The sequence below is a fragment of the Enterococcus sp. genome, assembly GCF_022711995.1.
GTDB lineage: Bacteria > Bacillota > Bacilli > Lactobacillales > Enterococcaceae > Enterococcus_D.
In genome coordinates, this window is the sequence record NZ_JALAHI010000130.1 from 43,418 (window position 1) to 57,753 (window position 14,336).

Consider the following 14,336-nt stretch of genomic DNA (forward strand, 5'->3'; position numbering starts at 1 on the left):
TTAAACGTCTTTTGACTAACATAAGAATAAAGCATTTATCAAAAAAAAGACAATCAAAAGCTATTTGAACTATTACAGGGAAGCATATGGCACAAAACTAGGAATCTCGCCGTCAAACTGCTGTAGTTCTTTTTGCATCCATAAGACATCGTACCACTGATTAAATTTGTGACCGATTTTTGGAAAAAAAGCTACTTCTTTATAGCCGAATTTCTGATGGAATCGTACACTGCCCTCATTTCCAGCGGTAATGCAGGCTGTCAAATTCACGATGTTTTGCTTTTTCAATTCAGACTCTAACTGTTGATAAAGCCTGGTGCCTATCCCTTTTGCTTTTACCTCTTGATCAATGTAAACTGTCACTTCTGTCGTCCAATCGTATGCCGCTCGTGTTTTATAAGCGGTGGCATAAGCGTACCCCAAGATAACCCCATTCTCTTCCGCAATCAAATAAGGATAACGCTGAAGGGTCTCTGCAATCCGCTGAGCAAATGCTTCTTCCGTCGGGATCTCGGTTTCAAAAGTAATAGCCGTTTGGGTCACATAAGGGGCATAAATTTTCAGCAATGCTCTGGCATCTGCGCTAGTAGCCTGGCGAATGTTCATATCATTCCTTCTCTCTTCAAATTTTTATCAGTATACCTTTCCAACAAAAAAAAGACAATCCTTGATTTAAAATCAGGATCATCTTTTCACTTTACGTTACCCTTGATGGTTTTCTCCACAAAACACTGTAAGATGTTGCGGCAATACTTGCAGTGTAATCGGTAATTTTGGGCCAGGGTCTCCATCGACATTGGTTTCGATCGTTGCTTCATCCAGAATATTGATCTGTGCTTTCTCAAAAGCCAAATACCCGATGGATTCGTTGGATTCTGTTACTCCTTTTAGCAATTCAGGAATACTCTTGATAGTTTCCCAAAGATTACTATCTTTAATGTAGATTAAGTGTAGCTTTCCGTCACTCGTACTTGCTTTTGGTAACAACGATTCAAACCCACCAATTGAATTCGATGAGCCTATAATCAGTGTACTACTTTCTACGGTGGTTTCTATTGCCTCTTGACCACTAGTGATAATTTCAAAGGGATGACTTTCATTTTTGCGGACTTCCCGCAACCCAGAAAGGAAATAAGCCATTTTTCCAAGTTTCGTTTTTTCTTCAACTTCCACATTGTTGATAGCCGCTGGAATGATGCCAATCGCCACTACATTCATAAAATAAGCATCATTGATTTTCCCAATATCGATGTTGCGAGAATGATCCAGCGAAAACGATTCGATCGCTTCTTTAGGATCAAGAGGAATAGCCAATGCACGAGCCAAGTCATTGACTGTCCCTAAAGGAAAAAAGCCAAAACGCGGACGCTCCTCATGACTAGCAAGACCACTGATTGCTTCATTGACCGTCCCATCGCCACCCATTGCAAACACACTGTCGACGGAGCCGACCGCTTCAGATGCAAAACGCTGGGCATCACCAGCTTTTTCGGTGTGTGCAACAGACACTTCATCAAATAGTTCCTGCAATTTTTTTGTTGCCAATTCCTCGTACTCTGTGGCCTTCTCGCCTCCTGAGCTAGGATTCACAATCAATAATGCTTTCATTTACGCTGCCTCCTTGTTAGTCCTTTTCATAGATTAGTATAACAAAGAGCTACTCAATCTGTCTTTTTTTGCAACTTATCGCTAATCCTTCGCTAGTTTGTTTACTTTGCCTAATCAACCGAGTGTTTTTTAGACTAATCGTTTGCGTAAACGTCCCGAAATGAAATCAATACAGGTGACGGTCAGGATAATCCCAAGCAAAATAATCCCTACACGGCTCCAGGACCGTGCATTAATTGCAAAAATCATCGGCGTACCGATCCCTCCAGCTCCTACCATGCCAAGAATCGATGCCGAACGAACTGCTAGTTCAAAACGATATAAAGTAAACGACAAGAATTCTGGGATCAACTGCGGCAAAGTTGCAAATCCTAACACACTCCACCGGTTTCCTCCTGCACTAATAACCGATTCCGAAGGTCCTTGATCCATGTTTTCTATTGCTTCACTGTATAATTTTGCCAACATCCCTATGGAATGGACACTTACGGCTAAAACACCTGCAAAAGATCCCGGACCGACCGTTTTAATAAACAGGATAGCTAGAACAATCTCAGGAAAGGTACGGATCGCTGTCAAGATGACTTTTCCAGTCCCCGATAATAAGCGAGGCGTATTTTTGCTCCGGGCCGCCCAAAATGCAAAAGGAATACTGAGCAAAGAAGAAATAAAAGTTCCCACAAATGCAATCGCTACAGTTTCGACCATTAGACTGATCAAATCTTCACCATCTCCGGTATAGACATAACTCCAATCCGGATGAATCAATCCATAAAAGATCGCCCCTAAAATTTGGCCAACATTTTCTTTGATACCTGCTAAGGGAATTCCTGCAAATGCCCAAATATAAATCGCTGCTAAAATAAGAAAAAGTACCCATTTTCGTTTCTTTTTCGGTTCTGCTGGCAACATCATAGCAATCGCTCCCTTACTCTATTACTGATGGTATCAATCAGAAGAACAACGATAAAAATCGCCAAAACGATAATTGCCGTTTGATCGTAGCGAAATTGACTCAATGACCGTTGCAAAAAGACACCGATTCCTCCTGCGCCGATATACCCTAAGATCGTTGAGGCCCGCACATTGATCTCAAAAGCGTACAACAGATAACTCAAAAAATGACTCATCACCTGCGGAAGTACCGCGTAACGGATAATCGCCAGTTTCGATCCACCTGATGCTGTGACAGCCTCGATCGGTCCCGCATCAATCGTTTCAATCGACTCATAAAATAATTTCGTAATCATTCCAAATGAAAAGATGGAAATTGAAATCACACCAGCTACCGGACCAATACCGACAATGGCCACGAACAAGGCTGCCAACATCAAATCGGGAATCGTTCGTACAATATTCAAAAGGAAGCGAAAAAGCCCCGATAACCAAGGAATGGTTATAATATTTCTGGCTGCCAGCAAAGAAAAGGGCAAAGCAACGAGTGCGCCAAAGGTTGTTCCGACAATCGCCATTTGAATGGTTTGGAGAAGAGGCTCCACAATAATCGTACTATAGGACCAATCCGGCTGTAGCATTTTTATCAGTATCACATTCATTTGATCCGCATTTTCAAAAAAACGGCGAAGATCGACGCCCGTAATCGAACCACTCAAAATCAGAACGAGCAAAAAAAGCACCAACCAAAGGAGATTTTTCCATAGCCCACTACGTTTAGGCAACAGTTGAGTGGTCATTCTTCTTTGCCTCCTTGCTCTTCGATAATCTCACTGCCGTAGATTTCTTTTAATTTTTGATCAGTGGCTTCACGAACAGGACCATCAAAAACAAGACGACCATCACGTAACCCAATGATCCGTGTACCATAGTCTCTCGCCAATTGCACGGAATGCAAATTAACGACGATCGTAATACCCAACTCTTGATTGATCCGCTTTAAATCACTCATAACCTTTTCTGTTGTCATGGGATCCAGAGAAGCAACCGGCTCATCCGCTAAAATGATTTTTGGCTCCTGAGTCAATGCCCGTGCAATCGAGACCCGCTGTTGCTGGCCACCAGACAACTGATCAGCTCTTGTGTAGACTTTTTCGGCTAGATTCACTCTTTGCAGCGACTGATAGGCTAATTCTTTATCCCCTTGAGGAAACAGTCCCAAAAGCATCCTTAACGTTGGATGGTAAGCCACTCGTCCTGTAAGAACATTTCTTAAGACACTCGAACGTTTCACCAAATTGAAACTTTGGAAAATCATGCCAATGTCTCGGCGAATCAAGCGCAGTTCTTTGCCCTTTGCTTTTGTAATGGAGCGATTATCAATCAAAATTTCCCCACTGGTAATTTCGTGCAAACGATTGATGGAGCGCAGCATGGTGGATTTCCCCGCCCCGGACAAACCAACAACGATCACGAATTCCCCTTGATTGATGTCAATGTTCAAGTCTTTTAATCCCAACACACCATTGGGATATTCTTTTGTTACATTTCTAAACGAAATGATCGGTTCATTTGCTAATGCCATGGTTCTCCTACTTTCTCTTATTTCCTACTCCTATACAATTGAAAAGGGTATCTCTTGCTACGATACCCTTTCCCACTGCTTATTGTCCTACTTGTTTTGCATATTCACGAACAATATCAAAATTACTATCTTTGGAAACGACATAGCCTTCATGAGAGTAAATATCCGAAATGATCTGATGCCCCTCTTCATCTTTACCAATGGCGATGAAGGCATCTTGGATTTTTTTGTCCCATTCTTCACTCATATCACTACGAACACTAATGGTGTCATTCGGGATTGGTTCCGTATAATACATCGGTTCGACGTCATTCATAATTTCTGGATAATCTTTTTTCACTGTATTTCGCGCATCTTCAAAAACGAAAGCCGCATCCACATCTCCGTTTAAGACAGCCAAGACTGCTTGGTCATGTCCTTTGACTTGGACTGTCGTTACATCCTTGTTGATGTCTATCCCTTCTTTTTGAAGTTCCGCGACTGGCCAAACATACCCCGCCGAAGAAGTCACGTCTTGTGTAGCGATCGTCTTCCCTTTCAAATCAGCCAATTCCTTGATATCGCTGCCGCTCTTGACCACAACCATTGATCGATAGCTATCCACCAATTCATCTGTCGCTTCCCCACCAGGCTGTTTGATCCCATATCGTTGTGCCTGCAGCAACACTTTTACATTGCTTTGTTCATGGGCCAAAACATAAGCATTCGGAGGCAAAAAGCCCACATCCACTTGCTTAGAAGCCATAGCTTCGACGATCGTATTGTAATCCGTTGAAACACTTACTGTAACTGGAATTCCTAGTTTATCACTTAGCAGCTTTTCCAGCGGTTTTGCTTTAGCCTCTAGCGTTTCTGCTGCTTGCGAAGGCACAAACTGAACTGTCAACTTTTCTGGAACATATTGATCCTCTGCACTCGAACTAGATTCTCCCGCTCCACAAGCTGCTAATGCCAATCCAGTTACTAACCCTAATCCAACGATTCCTACCTTTTTCCAAACCTTCATTCTTCTTCTCCTTTGTGTTAAAAATTAGAACAACCAATTAACGAACTTTACCTTTTTGATTATAGAAAAACGTACATTTAATTACAACTTTTTTTCGCTATAAATGGGTATTTTTTTAGTTAAATCAAGCGAATCACGAACATTAACTTGTGTGTCTTTTCTCAATCAAAGTGTATTTCACAGTCTGTCAATTGCTTTGCTCTACTTTAAAAAGAGTACCAAAGCAATTTATTGTTTGTATTTACAACACGTAAAGTTTCTGTTAACCCTCTCGGAGATAGTTGTGATCTATTGGACATGTCATCAATCAGAAAACATTCCTTTTTTGAGGCTACAATTCTCTCTCCTCATCTACCAGCAGCTAGTTTGACGAAATTACCAAAATTTTGAAGAGACACATCGAAAAGATGACCGCCTATTCTTCCCCGCACTTACAGCAGTCTTTCAAGCGCAAAAAAACTCATGGCTGTCGGATCCTCACATCCAACAACACCATGAGTTTATTTTCGGCTGGATTATCGCCATTCTTTCAACAACACAGTCTCGTCATTTACAAGTTCTCCTGTTGCCACAAATCCAAAACCTTCGTACATCTGTTTAGCGATCGTATTTTCTTTCACCGAAGAAATCCTTAGTTCTTTTGCTTGGATCGTCTGCCGAAACCATTCAATCGCTGCTTCCATTGCCTGTGTCCCATATCCTTTTTGCTGAAAGCGATGATCAATCATAAATCGCTCGATCCACCATGATTCTTTGGCATAATCTTCATCCGCTTCATAATAACTAAACAATAAGAAACCGATCATTTCTTCCTGGTGATAAATCGCGAAAGCCTGCCGCGGTTCTTCATATACAGCTTCTAGCAAAGAGTACCAATTAGGACTAACAAAATTTTCTTGCGCTGCAGTGGTTTTCAGTTCGATACAACTGCGATAATTCTCTTTTATGATTGGTTTTAACTGGATCATTTTCCACCTCCACTAATTAAATCGCTTTCAAGTCCAATAAACAAAAAAACAGATGATTCACTAAAAATATAGTAAATCATCTGGCTGTTTTTATTAAGCTTCTTGCGCTACTGGGTATACAGAAACTTGCTTTTTGTCGCGGCCTTTGCGTTCGAAACGAACAACGCCGTCAACTTTTGCAAATAATGTATCATCTCCACCGATACCTACGTTTACTCCTGGGTAAATTTTAGTACCGCGTTGGCGATAAAGGATTGATCCACCTGAAACAGTTTGACCATCAGCACGTTTAGCACCTAAACGTTTTGATTGAGAGTCGCGTCCGTTAGAAGTAGAACCGCCACCTTTTTTGTGAGCGAAGAATTGCAAATTCATTTTCATCAACATGAGATGCACCTCCTAATTTTCTTTGATTGTTTTGATTTGGATATAATCGCTGTATTCTTCTTGAACAGATTGCAGACCAATCAATAGATTCTCTAAAAGAATCTGAGAGATATTCGACTGCTCCTGGGTCAATCGAGGAACAAGTTTAACAAGAAGGTAGCCACCTTCCTCATTGTTCGCTTCAACGATTGGCGTTACACCAGCCAAAGCATCGATCCCATTTACCGCACTGATCGCTAATGCTGAAGCAGCTGCGCAGACGATGTCTTTGCCATATTCTCCTGCTTGCGCGTGACCGGTAAGTTCAAAAGAAATAATCCGACCAGAGTCATTACGCTTGAATGTCCCTATGATCATATTCATTACCCTACTTTTTCGTAAGAATTATGCATTGATTGCGTCAATAACAACTTTTGTGTAAGGTTGACGGTGACCTTGTTTACGGTGTGTATGTTTTTTAGGTTTGTATTTGAAAGTTACGACTTTCTTTTGTTTGCCGTGTTTTTCTACAGTTCCTTCAACAGTTGCACCAGCAACGATTGGGGCACCAACTTTTGTTGATTCGCCACCTACTAAGATCACTTCATCAAAAGTAACTTTTTGTCCAGCTTCTACATCTAATTTTTCAACATAGATTGCTTGACCCACTTCAACTTTTACTTGTTTTCCACCAGTTTTGATAATTGCGTACATGCTCTAAAGCACCTCCTTCTATTATACTTAGACTCGCCATCCCAAGTGACTTTCGTACTTAATAACTTGTTCTGTGCGGTTGTAGCTGTGGAGTCCACAATTACAACAGATTAACTTTATCAAAATGTTTCCGTAAAGTCAATGAAAAATAAGGATTTATTTTCGTCATGTCACTTTACTATTTTTTTTAAGTAAGTTGTTTTACTATAGAAGAAAGAAACAAATGAGGTGTTAAAATGAACTACCCAAAAAAGCTGGCTGATTTGGTTATTGAACAATCGAAAGCCTTTCAGCTTGAAGGTTTTGTCCCAGGACAAGGTCCCCTTAACCCTAAATTAATGATCGTTGGTGAAGCACCTGGACGTACTGAAATCGAGAACTTTATTCCTTTCAGTGGGCAAGCAGGCAAAGAGCTGATGGCCTCTTTAGCGTTAGCCGGACTGACACGTGAGGATGTATACATCACAAGTGCTGTACGCAGCCGCCCTTATTCGATCAAAGAGCGAATCAATAAACGAACGGGTGCTCCTGAAATAGTGCATCCTAATCGAACACCAACAAAAAAAGAAGTCTTATTACACGCTCCTTTACTAGATTACGAAATCCAAAAAGTAGACCCGCCTTTGATTGCTACGGTTGGAAATATCGGATTGCAGCGGTTATTAGGTAATCGGTTCTCCATTACAGAGGTCCATGGACAGCCAATCAAAAGTGTGATCCAACAGACAAATGCTGAAAAAAATGGCTATATATGGTCTGACAAACAATACACGATCGTTCCTATGTATCATCCCGCTGCCATTTTTTATAATCGAACATTGGCTGAGCGGATCCAGCAAGACTGGTCTGATTTGAATCGTATTCGAGCACACCTTTTATCATAACCACTTAGAATGCGGCATTCAGTTGCTGCGATAATTTGGTATCGTCTTTTCATAAGCAGTGATTTTCTCTCCTTCTTGCAATGTGATACCAATTTCATCCAATCCATTGACTAGCTTATGCTTCCATGTGGCATCGATCTCAAATGCATAACTTGTTTGTTTGACGATCACTTGCTGGTTAGGAAGATCAATCGCAATTTTTTCATCAGGTGGCAAAGCAGCTAATTCCTGTCGAACGGGCAGTGGCAAAACGATGGGCAATAAGCCGTTTTTTGTTGCATTCATATAGAAAATATCGCTAAAGCTTCCAGCAATCACCGCGTGAAAGCCATAATCCATCAACGCCCAAGCCGCATGCTCACGGGAAGAACCCGCCCCGAAATTATCTCCTGTTATGAGAATCGATGCTTCTTGGTATTCGGGAAAATTCAAAATAAATTCAGGATTGGGTTGGCGCTTTGTCAAATAGCGCCAGTCATCAAAAAGGTATTGGCCAAAGCCGGTCTTTTCAACCCGTTTTAAATAATTTTTCGGTAAAATTTGATCGGTATCAATATTGTCATTCATTAACGGGATTGTTTTTCCTTGATAGTAAGTGAAGGCTTCCATCAACTTTTCCTCCCAACTATTTCTCGAACATCTACAAAGTGACCATGGACAGCGGCAGCAGCGGCCATAGCAGGACTACATAAATGAGTTCGGGCATTTTTTCCTTGACGGCCGACGAAATTTCGGTTTGAAGTAGACGCACAATGAACACCAGCAGGTACTTTATCGGGATTCATCCCTAAACACATGGAACATCCAGGCTCTCGCCATTCAAATCCAGCCTCTTTAAACACTTGATCTAATCCTAGTTTTTCTGCAGCCCTTTTGACCGGTCGCGATCCGGGAACGACAATGCCAGTGACGCCTGCTTTGATTTTTTTGCCTGCTAAGATAGCGGCAGCTTCTTGCAGATCCGATAGTCTGCCATTGGTGCAAGAACCGATAAAGATGTATTCGATTGGAATATCTTGGGCTCGCTGTCCCGGATGGAGTGCCATGTACTGGTAAGCTTGTTCGTCATTATGATCACGGATTTCTGGAAATTGCTCGCTGACTGGCACCCCCATCTCAGGAGTAGTGCCCCAAGTGATATATGGTTCTAACTGAGAGGCATCAATCGTCAGCTGTGTATCAAAAATAGCGTCTTCGTCGGTTCGCAATGTCTGCCAATCTGCAATCGCATCAGCTAGCTCTTTTGGTGCATATTCCCGACCAGCAATATAGGTAAATGTCGTCTCATCAGGGGCGATCAATCCCATCTTCGCCCCACCTTCAATCGACATATTACAAATCGTCATGCGTTCCTCCATCGACAAATTCCGGATTGTTTCGCCATAAAATTCAATGGCATGACCGACGCCAAAATCTGTGCCGTGAGCAGCGATCAACGCAAGAATGATGTCTTTGGCATACACCCCCGGTTGAAGCGTTCCCTTAATCTCGATCCCCATACGTTTTGGTTTGGTTTGCCAAATGGTTTGCGTCGCAAACACATGCTCCACTTCACTGGTTCCAATCCCAAAGGCGATAGCACCGAATGCGCCATGAGTGGCTGTATGTGAATCCCCACAAACAATTATTTTGCCTGGTTGCGTCAGACCAACTTCCGGTCCCACCATATGCACGATTCCTTGTTTATCGGAGCCGTTGTCACACAAGTCTATCCCGAATTCTTGGCAGTTGGAACGCAATGTATCCATCTGTTTCTTTGCAATTAAATCAGTGATCGTAAAAATGTCTTTAGTGGGTACATTGTGATCCATTGTTGCGAAGGTTTTTTCTGGGCAACGCACACGACGACCTGCTTGCCGCAATCCTTCAAAGGCTTGAGGAGAAGTCACTTCATGGATCAGGTGCAAATCGACGTATAACAACTGTGCTTCGCCTTCTTTCAGCACTACATGGCGTTCCCAGAGTTTATCAAAGAGTGTTTTGCCCATTCAGTAACCCCCTAACTGTTTGATTACGGCATCCGTAAATTCTTTTGTCGTCGCTTGTCCGCCAAGATCACAAGTCACGATCCCGTCCTCCATCACTTGATAACAAGCTTGCTCCATTTGATTAGCCAGTGATTGCATCCCGAAAGTATTTAGCATCATGCCCACCGATAGAATCATTGAAATTGGATTGGCAATGCCTTTGCCGGCAATGTCTGGTGCGGAACCGTGAATCGGTTCATACAGCGAAACCCCTGAAAGGCTATGGCTCGCACTAGGCAAAACCCCCAATGATCCAGGAAGAACTGACGCTTCATCACTGAGAATGTCACCAAAAAGATTTTCAGTAACAATCACATCAAAGGCTGTCGGTTGCTGCACAATCTTCATGGCTGCCGAATCCACATATTGATGGCTCAGCTGGCAGTCAGGAAATTCCTTTGCCACTTCCTCCGCAAGCCTTCGCCATAATTTACTTGTTGCCAAAACATTGGCTTTATCCACAGAGACCACCCGGCGTTGTCTGGTTCTTGCAATCTGAAATGCTTTTCGTAAGATTCGCCGAATTTCTTCACTATGATAATAATTCAAATCAGAAGCGTCGGTGGCCGAGATCTTTTTCTCGCCAAAGTAGATGCCGCTGGTCAACTCTCGTACCAAAACCAGATCGGTTCCTTTAACGATTTCTTCTTTTAGTGGTGAAAGAGGTAAAAAGGCATCCGTCACTTTGATGGGACGAATGTTGGCGTAAAGTCCAAGGGCACGTCTTAAATCTAGCAACCCTTTCTCAGGAGAATAGACCGCATCTTCCCATTTTGGCGCTCCGACTGCTCCAAGCAAAATCGCATCCGCTTGTTGGCAAGCTGCTAAGGTTTCTTCTGGCAGTGGAGTACCATAAGCTTCAATAGCTTGTCCGCCGAAAGCGCAATGCACAAAAGAAAAGTCGGCCCTTTGAGGTAAACACACCTTTAGGATTTCTAATGCGCTAGCCATGATCTCTGGTCCGATGCCGTCGCCAGCAAGAACGACAATCTTTTTCATTTCTTCTCCCCTCGATTCTTCAACGCTGCACTGGCTTGGACATAAGCTTTGGCAGAAGCTTGCAACACATCAAAGTCCACACCAATGCCACTAATTTGTTGTTTCGTTTTTGCAGATTCGATAGTTACATGCACTTCTGCTTGCGCATCTTCTCCACTAGTCAGTGCGGTGATTTCATAATTCAACAATTTCGGTTGCTGTTCAAAAATCTGATCGATCGAATTATAGATTGCTTGGATACTCCCAGCACCAATTGCTGAAGCAACATGGGGCTGCTGCTCTTTTATGATCGATACGATGGCCCCTTGATGACCATTGGAAACATATTGCAGTTGGACAGACTCCAAGTCCACACCTTCCACTTGTGTTCGTCCTTGATCTGCAGCCAATGCCAGCAAGTCTTGATCGGTTACTTGTTTCTTTTTATCTGCCAATTCTTTAAATCGCTTAAACAAAGCATTGGTTTCTTCTGCATCGAACTGATAGCCTAACTGCTTCATTTTTTCGACAAATGCATGGCGACCAGATAATTTTCCTAATGGCAGTTCATTCGTCTGAACACCAACTAATTGCGGAGTAATGATCTCGTAAGTTTCAGGATTTTTCAACATACCGTCTTGATGGATCCCTGATTCATGGGCAAATGCATTTCCGCCGACGATTGCTTTATTTTTGGGAACAGCAATACCTGATAAACGGGCAACCAGATCACTGGTTCGCTTAGTCTCTTCCAACTGGATCTTTGTTGTACAATCATAAAAATCTTGGCGAATATGCAACGCCAACGCTACCTCTTCTAACGCCGTATTCCCTGCCCGCTCACCAATGCCATTGATGGTTCCTTCCACACGAGTGGCACCATTTTCAATAGCAGCTAGTGCGTTCGCCGTTGCCATTCCCAGATCATCATGACAATGAGAAGAAAACATGATTGGCTCCTTGCTCGTTGTATTAGCAATCAAAAAAGCAAATAATTCGCCATAGGCAGTAGGGTTGCTATAGCCGACTGTATCGGGGATATTGATGATTGTCGCCCCAGCATCAATCGCAGCCTGGACCGCCTCCAACAGGAATTCCTTTTCCGTACGAGTCGCATCTTCTGGCGAAAACTGAACTTTGTCGAATAATGTTCTGGCATAAGCAACGTGTTCTTTGATTGACTGAATCACTTCTTCTTTTGACATCGCTAATTTATAGCGGCGGTGGACTTCACTGGTTGCCAAAAACACATGGATCTGAGGACTTACAGCATCCTTCAATGCTTCATACGCGCGATCGATATCTTTTTTTTGACAACGAGCCAATCCTGCAACGGTCATCGTGGTTACAGCCGCAGCAATTGCTTGAACAGCAGCAAAATCACCTTCCGAAGCAATCGGAAAACCAGCCTCGATCGTATCGATCCCCCACTTTTCCAACTGTAAAGCTAGCTGAACCTTTTCTTTCGTATTAAAATTCACTCCTGGCGTTTGTTCCCCATCACGAAGGGTCGTGTCAAAAAATTGAATCCTTCTCATTTTCATTTCCTCCTCTGGTTCATTTTTCTTTTTAGTGTATAAAAAAAGCACTCCATAAAGGGGTTTCCTTTATGCAATGCGAATAGGACTCTTCTGTTTCACGTCTTCACGTCGTCTGACCATGAAATACAAAAAAGAGTCCCTACAATAATAATAAGTTGTTTGTGTTCATTTGGTTATTTTTTCTCATGCCGCTCACCTGTCGCTTTCGGTTTCTTGTTGCCTTATATAAGAAGATACCGAAAGCTCGATCATCTGTCAATGCTTTTAATTGAATTTTCTGAATATTTAGATAGAAAATTCAGAGAAAAACGAGCGCTTTTATTTTCTCATCCATTAGAAACCTTTTGTCAGACCTCCATTTAAAACAGATTTTTTTCAGTAAATACTGGGCATATCTTCACAGACTCTTAACACAATTTAAACAATGATTTGCTACTATCTATGTATACCAAAAATAATTTTTCAACCTTTCTCCCCTACCAGTCCTTCGACTGGTTTTTTTGCTTTATGGGAAAGTCCTTGCTCTTTTTTCAAAGTAGAAAAGATTGAACTCAACGATAGTTATCCGTATAATAAGTAACAGTAATTATTTAGGAGGATCAGGATGCGTAACGAAATGATGCATCGTCCAGTAGTAAAAAAAGAACTAGTGGCGTTTATGCGGGAAAAACAAAAGCAATTAACTGGGAAATTAGGTCAAATCGAACAAGTGGCTCATGAAAAAGAAGTACCAATCATTCCCCATGAGACAGTGGTGTTCCTGCAATTCTTATTAGGACAAATAAAACCAAAGCAAATATTAGAGATCGGCACAGCCATCGGATTTTCCTCTAGTCTGATGGCACAATATGTTGGTGATGGTCATGTCACAACTATCGATCGCTATGATGTCATGATCAAAAAAGCAAAAGAAACTTACCAACAATTGGAACTTGAAGATAAAATCACGCTTCTCGAAGGTCAAGCAGCAGATGTTTTACCAACCCTTGAAGGCCCTTACGATTTTATTTTCATGGACAGCGCAAAGTCTAAATACATCGAGTTTTTGCCAGAATGTTTGCGCCTTTTGCGTAAAGGTGGCGTATTGATGGTAGATGACATTTTTCAAGGTGGTACGATTTTGCAACCTATTGAAGAAATCCCCCGAGGTCAGCGGGCGATTCATCGTAAGTTAAATCTTTTCCTAGATACAGTGATGGATCATCCTCAATTGACTTCTAGTTTAGTGCCTTTAGGCGACGGTGTGATTCTGATTACAAAAGAAACAGATCATGTAGAACTGGACACTAACGAATAAGAAATTATTTCCGAGAAAAGTTAGCTAAAAGAACAAAAAGTGATTGACATTAGATACTTCTTTTCCTATAATGTTATTTGTTGCTAACTTGTCATAGTAGCTCAGCTGGATAGAGCATCCGCCTTCTAAGCGGACGGTCGGGGGTTCGAATCCCTCCTGTGACGTTATATTATAATAGGAACTACAGACAAACCGTTAGGGCTATCAATTCCTAGCGGTTTTTGTTTGCCATTCATAAGCAACATGGGACATTTTTTCGACACTCATCAGATTTTCGTCACATCAGAAATGAATATACGCCTACCAACAATAAAATTGTGCCGAAAAGAAAAATGGCAAACTCTGGATCCGTTGTATCGAAAGTTTCACACGTTTTTTTGTGTGCCACGGTTTTCAAATCTCCCCTCCTTTTATTTTTTTCAATTCAATAATTAAAAAAATCTTGGAGAGAATCTCTATTTGCTGTCA

Annotated in this window: 16 protein-coding genes, 1 tRNA gene and 1 other annotated feature; of the genes, 3 read left to right on the plus strand and 14 right to left on the minus strand. The window is 42.0% G+C overall.

Annotated elements, in window-relative coordinates:
• Positions 1-72: 72 nt before the first annotated feature.
• The 10 genes from Q0A12_RS13155 to rplU form a co-directional block, all read right to left on the minus strand.
• A complete protein-coding gene (locus tag Q0A12_RS13155) occupies positions 73-606 on the minus strand; it encodes a GNAT family N-acetyltransferase (protein ID WP_291293093.1) in 534 nt (177 codons plus the stop codon).
• Positions 607-702: 96 nt separating this feature from the next.
• Positions 703-1,608: a diacylglycerol kinase family protein gene (locus Q0A12_RS13160; RefSeq protein WP_291293094.1), complete on the minus strand. Its 906-nt coding sequence runs from the start codon at positions 1,606-1,608 to the stop codon at positions 703-705.
• 129 nt (positions 1,609-1,737) lie between these two features.
• On the minus strand, positions 1,738-2,523 hold the full coding sequence (gene phnE, locus Q0A12_RS13165; RefSeq protein ID WP_291293095.1) for a phosphonate ABC transporter, permease protein PhnE: 786 nt from the start codon (positions 2,521-2,523) through the stop codon (positions 1,738-1,740).
• The gene (gene phnE / locus Q0A12_RS13170) at positions 2,520-3,302 is read right to left on the minus strand and encodes a phosphonate ABC transporter, permease protein PhnE (protein WP_291293096.1); all 783 of its coding nucleotides are present in this window, start codon (positions 3,300-3,302) and stop codon (positions 2,520-2,522) included. The genes phnE (Q0A12_RS13165) and phnE (Q0A12_RS13170) overlap by 4 nt, the downstream gene beginning before the upstream one ends.
• Complete coding sequence (phnC, locus tag Q0A12_RS13175; RefSeq protein WP_291293097.1) at positions 3,299-4,087, minus strand: phosphonate ABC transporter ATP-binding protein; 789 nt, start codon at positions 4,085-4,087, stop codon at positions 3,299-3,301. The genes phnE (Q0A12_RS13170) and phnC overlap by 4 nt, the downstream gene beginning before the upstream one ends.
• 79 nt (positions 4,088-4,166) lie before the next feature.
• Positions 4,167-5,093 carry a phosphate/phosphite/phosphonate ABC transporter substrate-binding protein gene (locus Q0A12_RS13180; RefSeq protein WP_291293098.1) on the minus strand — a complete coding sequence of 309 codons (927 nt, stop codon included), beginning with the start codon at positions 5,091-5,093 and terminating at the stop codon, positions 4,167-4,169.
• A 515-nt stretch (positions 5,094-5,608) separates the two neighbouring features.
• Positions 5,609-6,061 (minus strand): GNAT family N-acetyltransferase, encoded by a 453-nt coding sequence (locus Q0A12_RS13185; protein WP_291293099.1) that lies wholly within the window; start codon positions 6,059-6,061, stop codon positions 5,609-5,611.
• A 93-nt stretch (positions 6,062-6,154) separates the two neighbouring features.
• Complete coding sequence (gene rpmA, locus Q0A12_RS13190) at positions 6,155-6,448, minus strand: 50S ribosomal protein L27 (RefSeq protein ID WP_003126181.1); 294 nt, start codon at positions 6,446-6,448, stop codon at positions 6,155-6,157.
• A gap of 12 nt (positions 6,449-6,460) precedes the next feature.
• Entirely contained in the window at positions 6,461-6,805 is a 345-nt protein-coding gene (locus Q0A12_RS13195) for a ribosomal-processing cysteine protease Prp (protein WP_291293109.1), read from the minus strand.
• A gap of 27 nt (positions 6,806-6,832) precedes the next feature.
• Positions 6,833-7,141, minus strand: coding sequence for a 50S ribosomal protein L21 (gene rplU / locus Q0A12_RS13200; RefSeq protein WP_291293100.1), 309 nt, complete (start codon positions 7,139-7,141; stop codon positions 6,833-6,835).
• Between the two features lie 19 nt (positions 7,142-7,160).
• Positions 7,161-7,232 (minus strand) — a sequence feature (ribosomal protein L21 leader region).
• Between the two features lie 145 nt (positions 7,233-7,377).
• On the opposite strand from rplU, the gene Q0A12_RS13205 reads away from it, so the two are divergent.
• A complete protein-coding gene (locus tag Q0A12_RS13205) occupies positions 7,378-8,025 on the plus strand; it encodes a uracil-DNA glycosylase (protein ID WP_291293101.1) in 648 nt (215 codons plus the stop codon).
• 18 nt (positions 8,026-8,043) lie between these two features.
• Here Q0A12_RS13205 and leuD read toward each other — a convergent pair whose 3' ends face one another.
• Genes leuD through Q0A12_RS13225 form a run of 4 tightly spaced genes read right to left on the minus strand, consistent with a single transcriptional unit; the run spans position 8,044 to position 12,568 of the window.
• The gene (gene leuD, locus Q0A12_RS13210; protein WP_291293102.1) at positions 8,044-8,634 is read right to left on the minus strand and encodes a 3-isopropylmalate dehydratase small subunit; all 591 of its coding nucleotides are present in this window, start codon (positions 8,632-8,634) and stop codon (positions 8,044-8,046) included.
• Positions 8,634-10,013 carry a 3-isopropylmalate dehydratase large subunit gene (gene leuC / locus Q0A12_RS13215; protein ID WP_291293103.1) on the minus strand — a complete coding sequence of 460 codons (1,380 nt, stop codon included), beginning with the start codon at positions 10,011-10,013 and terminating at the stop codon, positions 8,634-8,636. Before leuC ends, leuD begins: the two co-directional genes overlap by 1 nt.
• A complete protein-coding gene (gene leuB, locus Q0A12_RS13220) occupies positions 10,014-11,051 on the minus strand; it encodes a 3-isopropylmalate dehydrogenase (protein WP_291293104.1) in 1,038 nt (345 codons plus the stop codon).
• Positions 11,048-12,568 carry a 2-isopropylmalate synthase gene (locus tag Q0A12_RS13225; protein WP_291293105.1) on the minus strand — a complete coding sequence of 507 codons (1,521 nt, stop codon included), beginning with the start codon at positions 12,566-12,568 and terminating at the stop codon, positions 11,048-11,050. The genes leuB and Q0A12_RS13225 overlap by 4 nt, the downstream gene beginning before the upstream one ends.
• A 607-nt stretch (positions 12,569-13,175) precedes the next feature.
• Here Q0A12_RS13225 and Q0A12_RS13230 point away from each other — a divergent pair.
• Together Q0A12_RS13230 and Q0A12_RS13235 are read left to right on the plus strand one after the other, a co-directional pair.
• Positions 13,176-13,868 carry an O-methyltransferase gene (locus Q0A12_RS13230; RefSeq protein ID WP_291293106.1) on the plus strand — a complete coding sequence of 231 codons (693 nt, stop codon included), beginning with the start codon at positions 13,176-13,178 and terminating at the stop codon, positions 13,866-13,868.
• Between the two features lie 90 nt (positions 13,869-13,958).
• Positions 13,959-14,032 (plus strand) — tRNA-Arg (locus Q0A12_RS13235).
• The last annotated feature ends 304 nt before the right edge of the window (positions 14,033-14,336 follow it).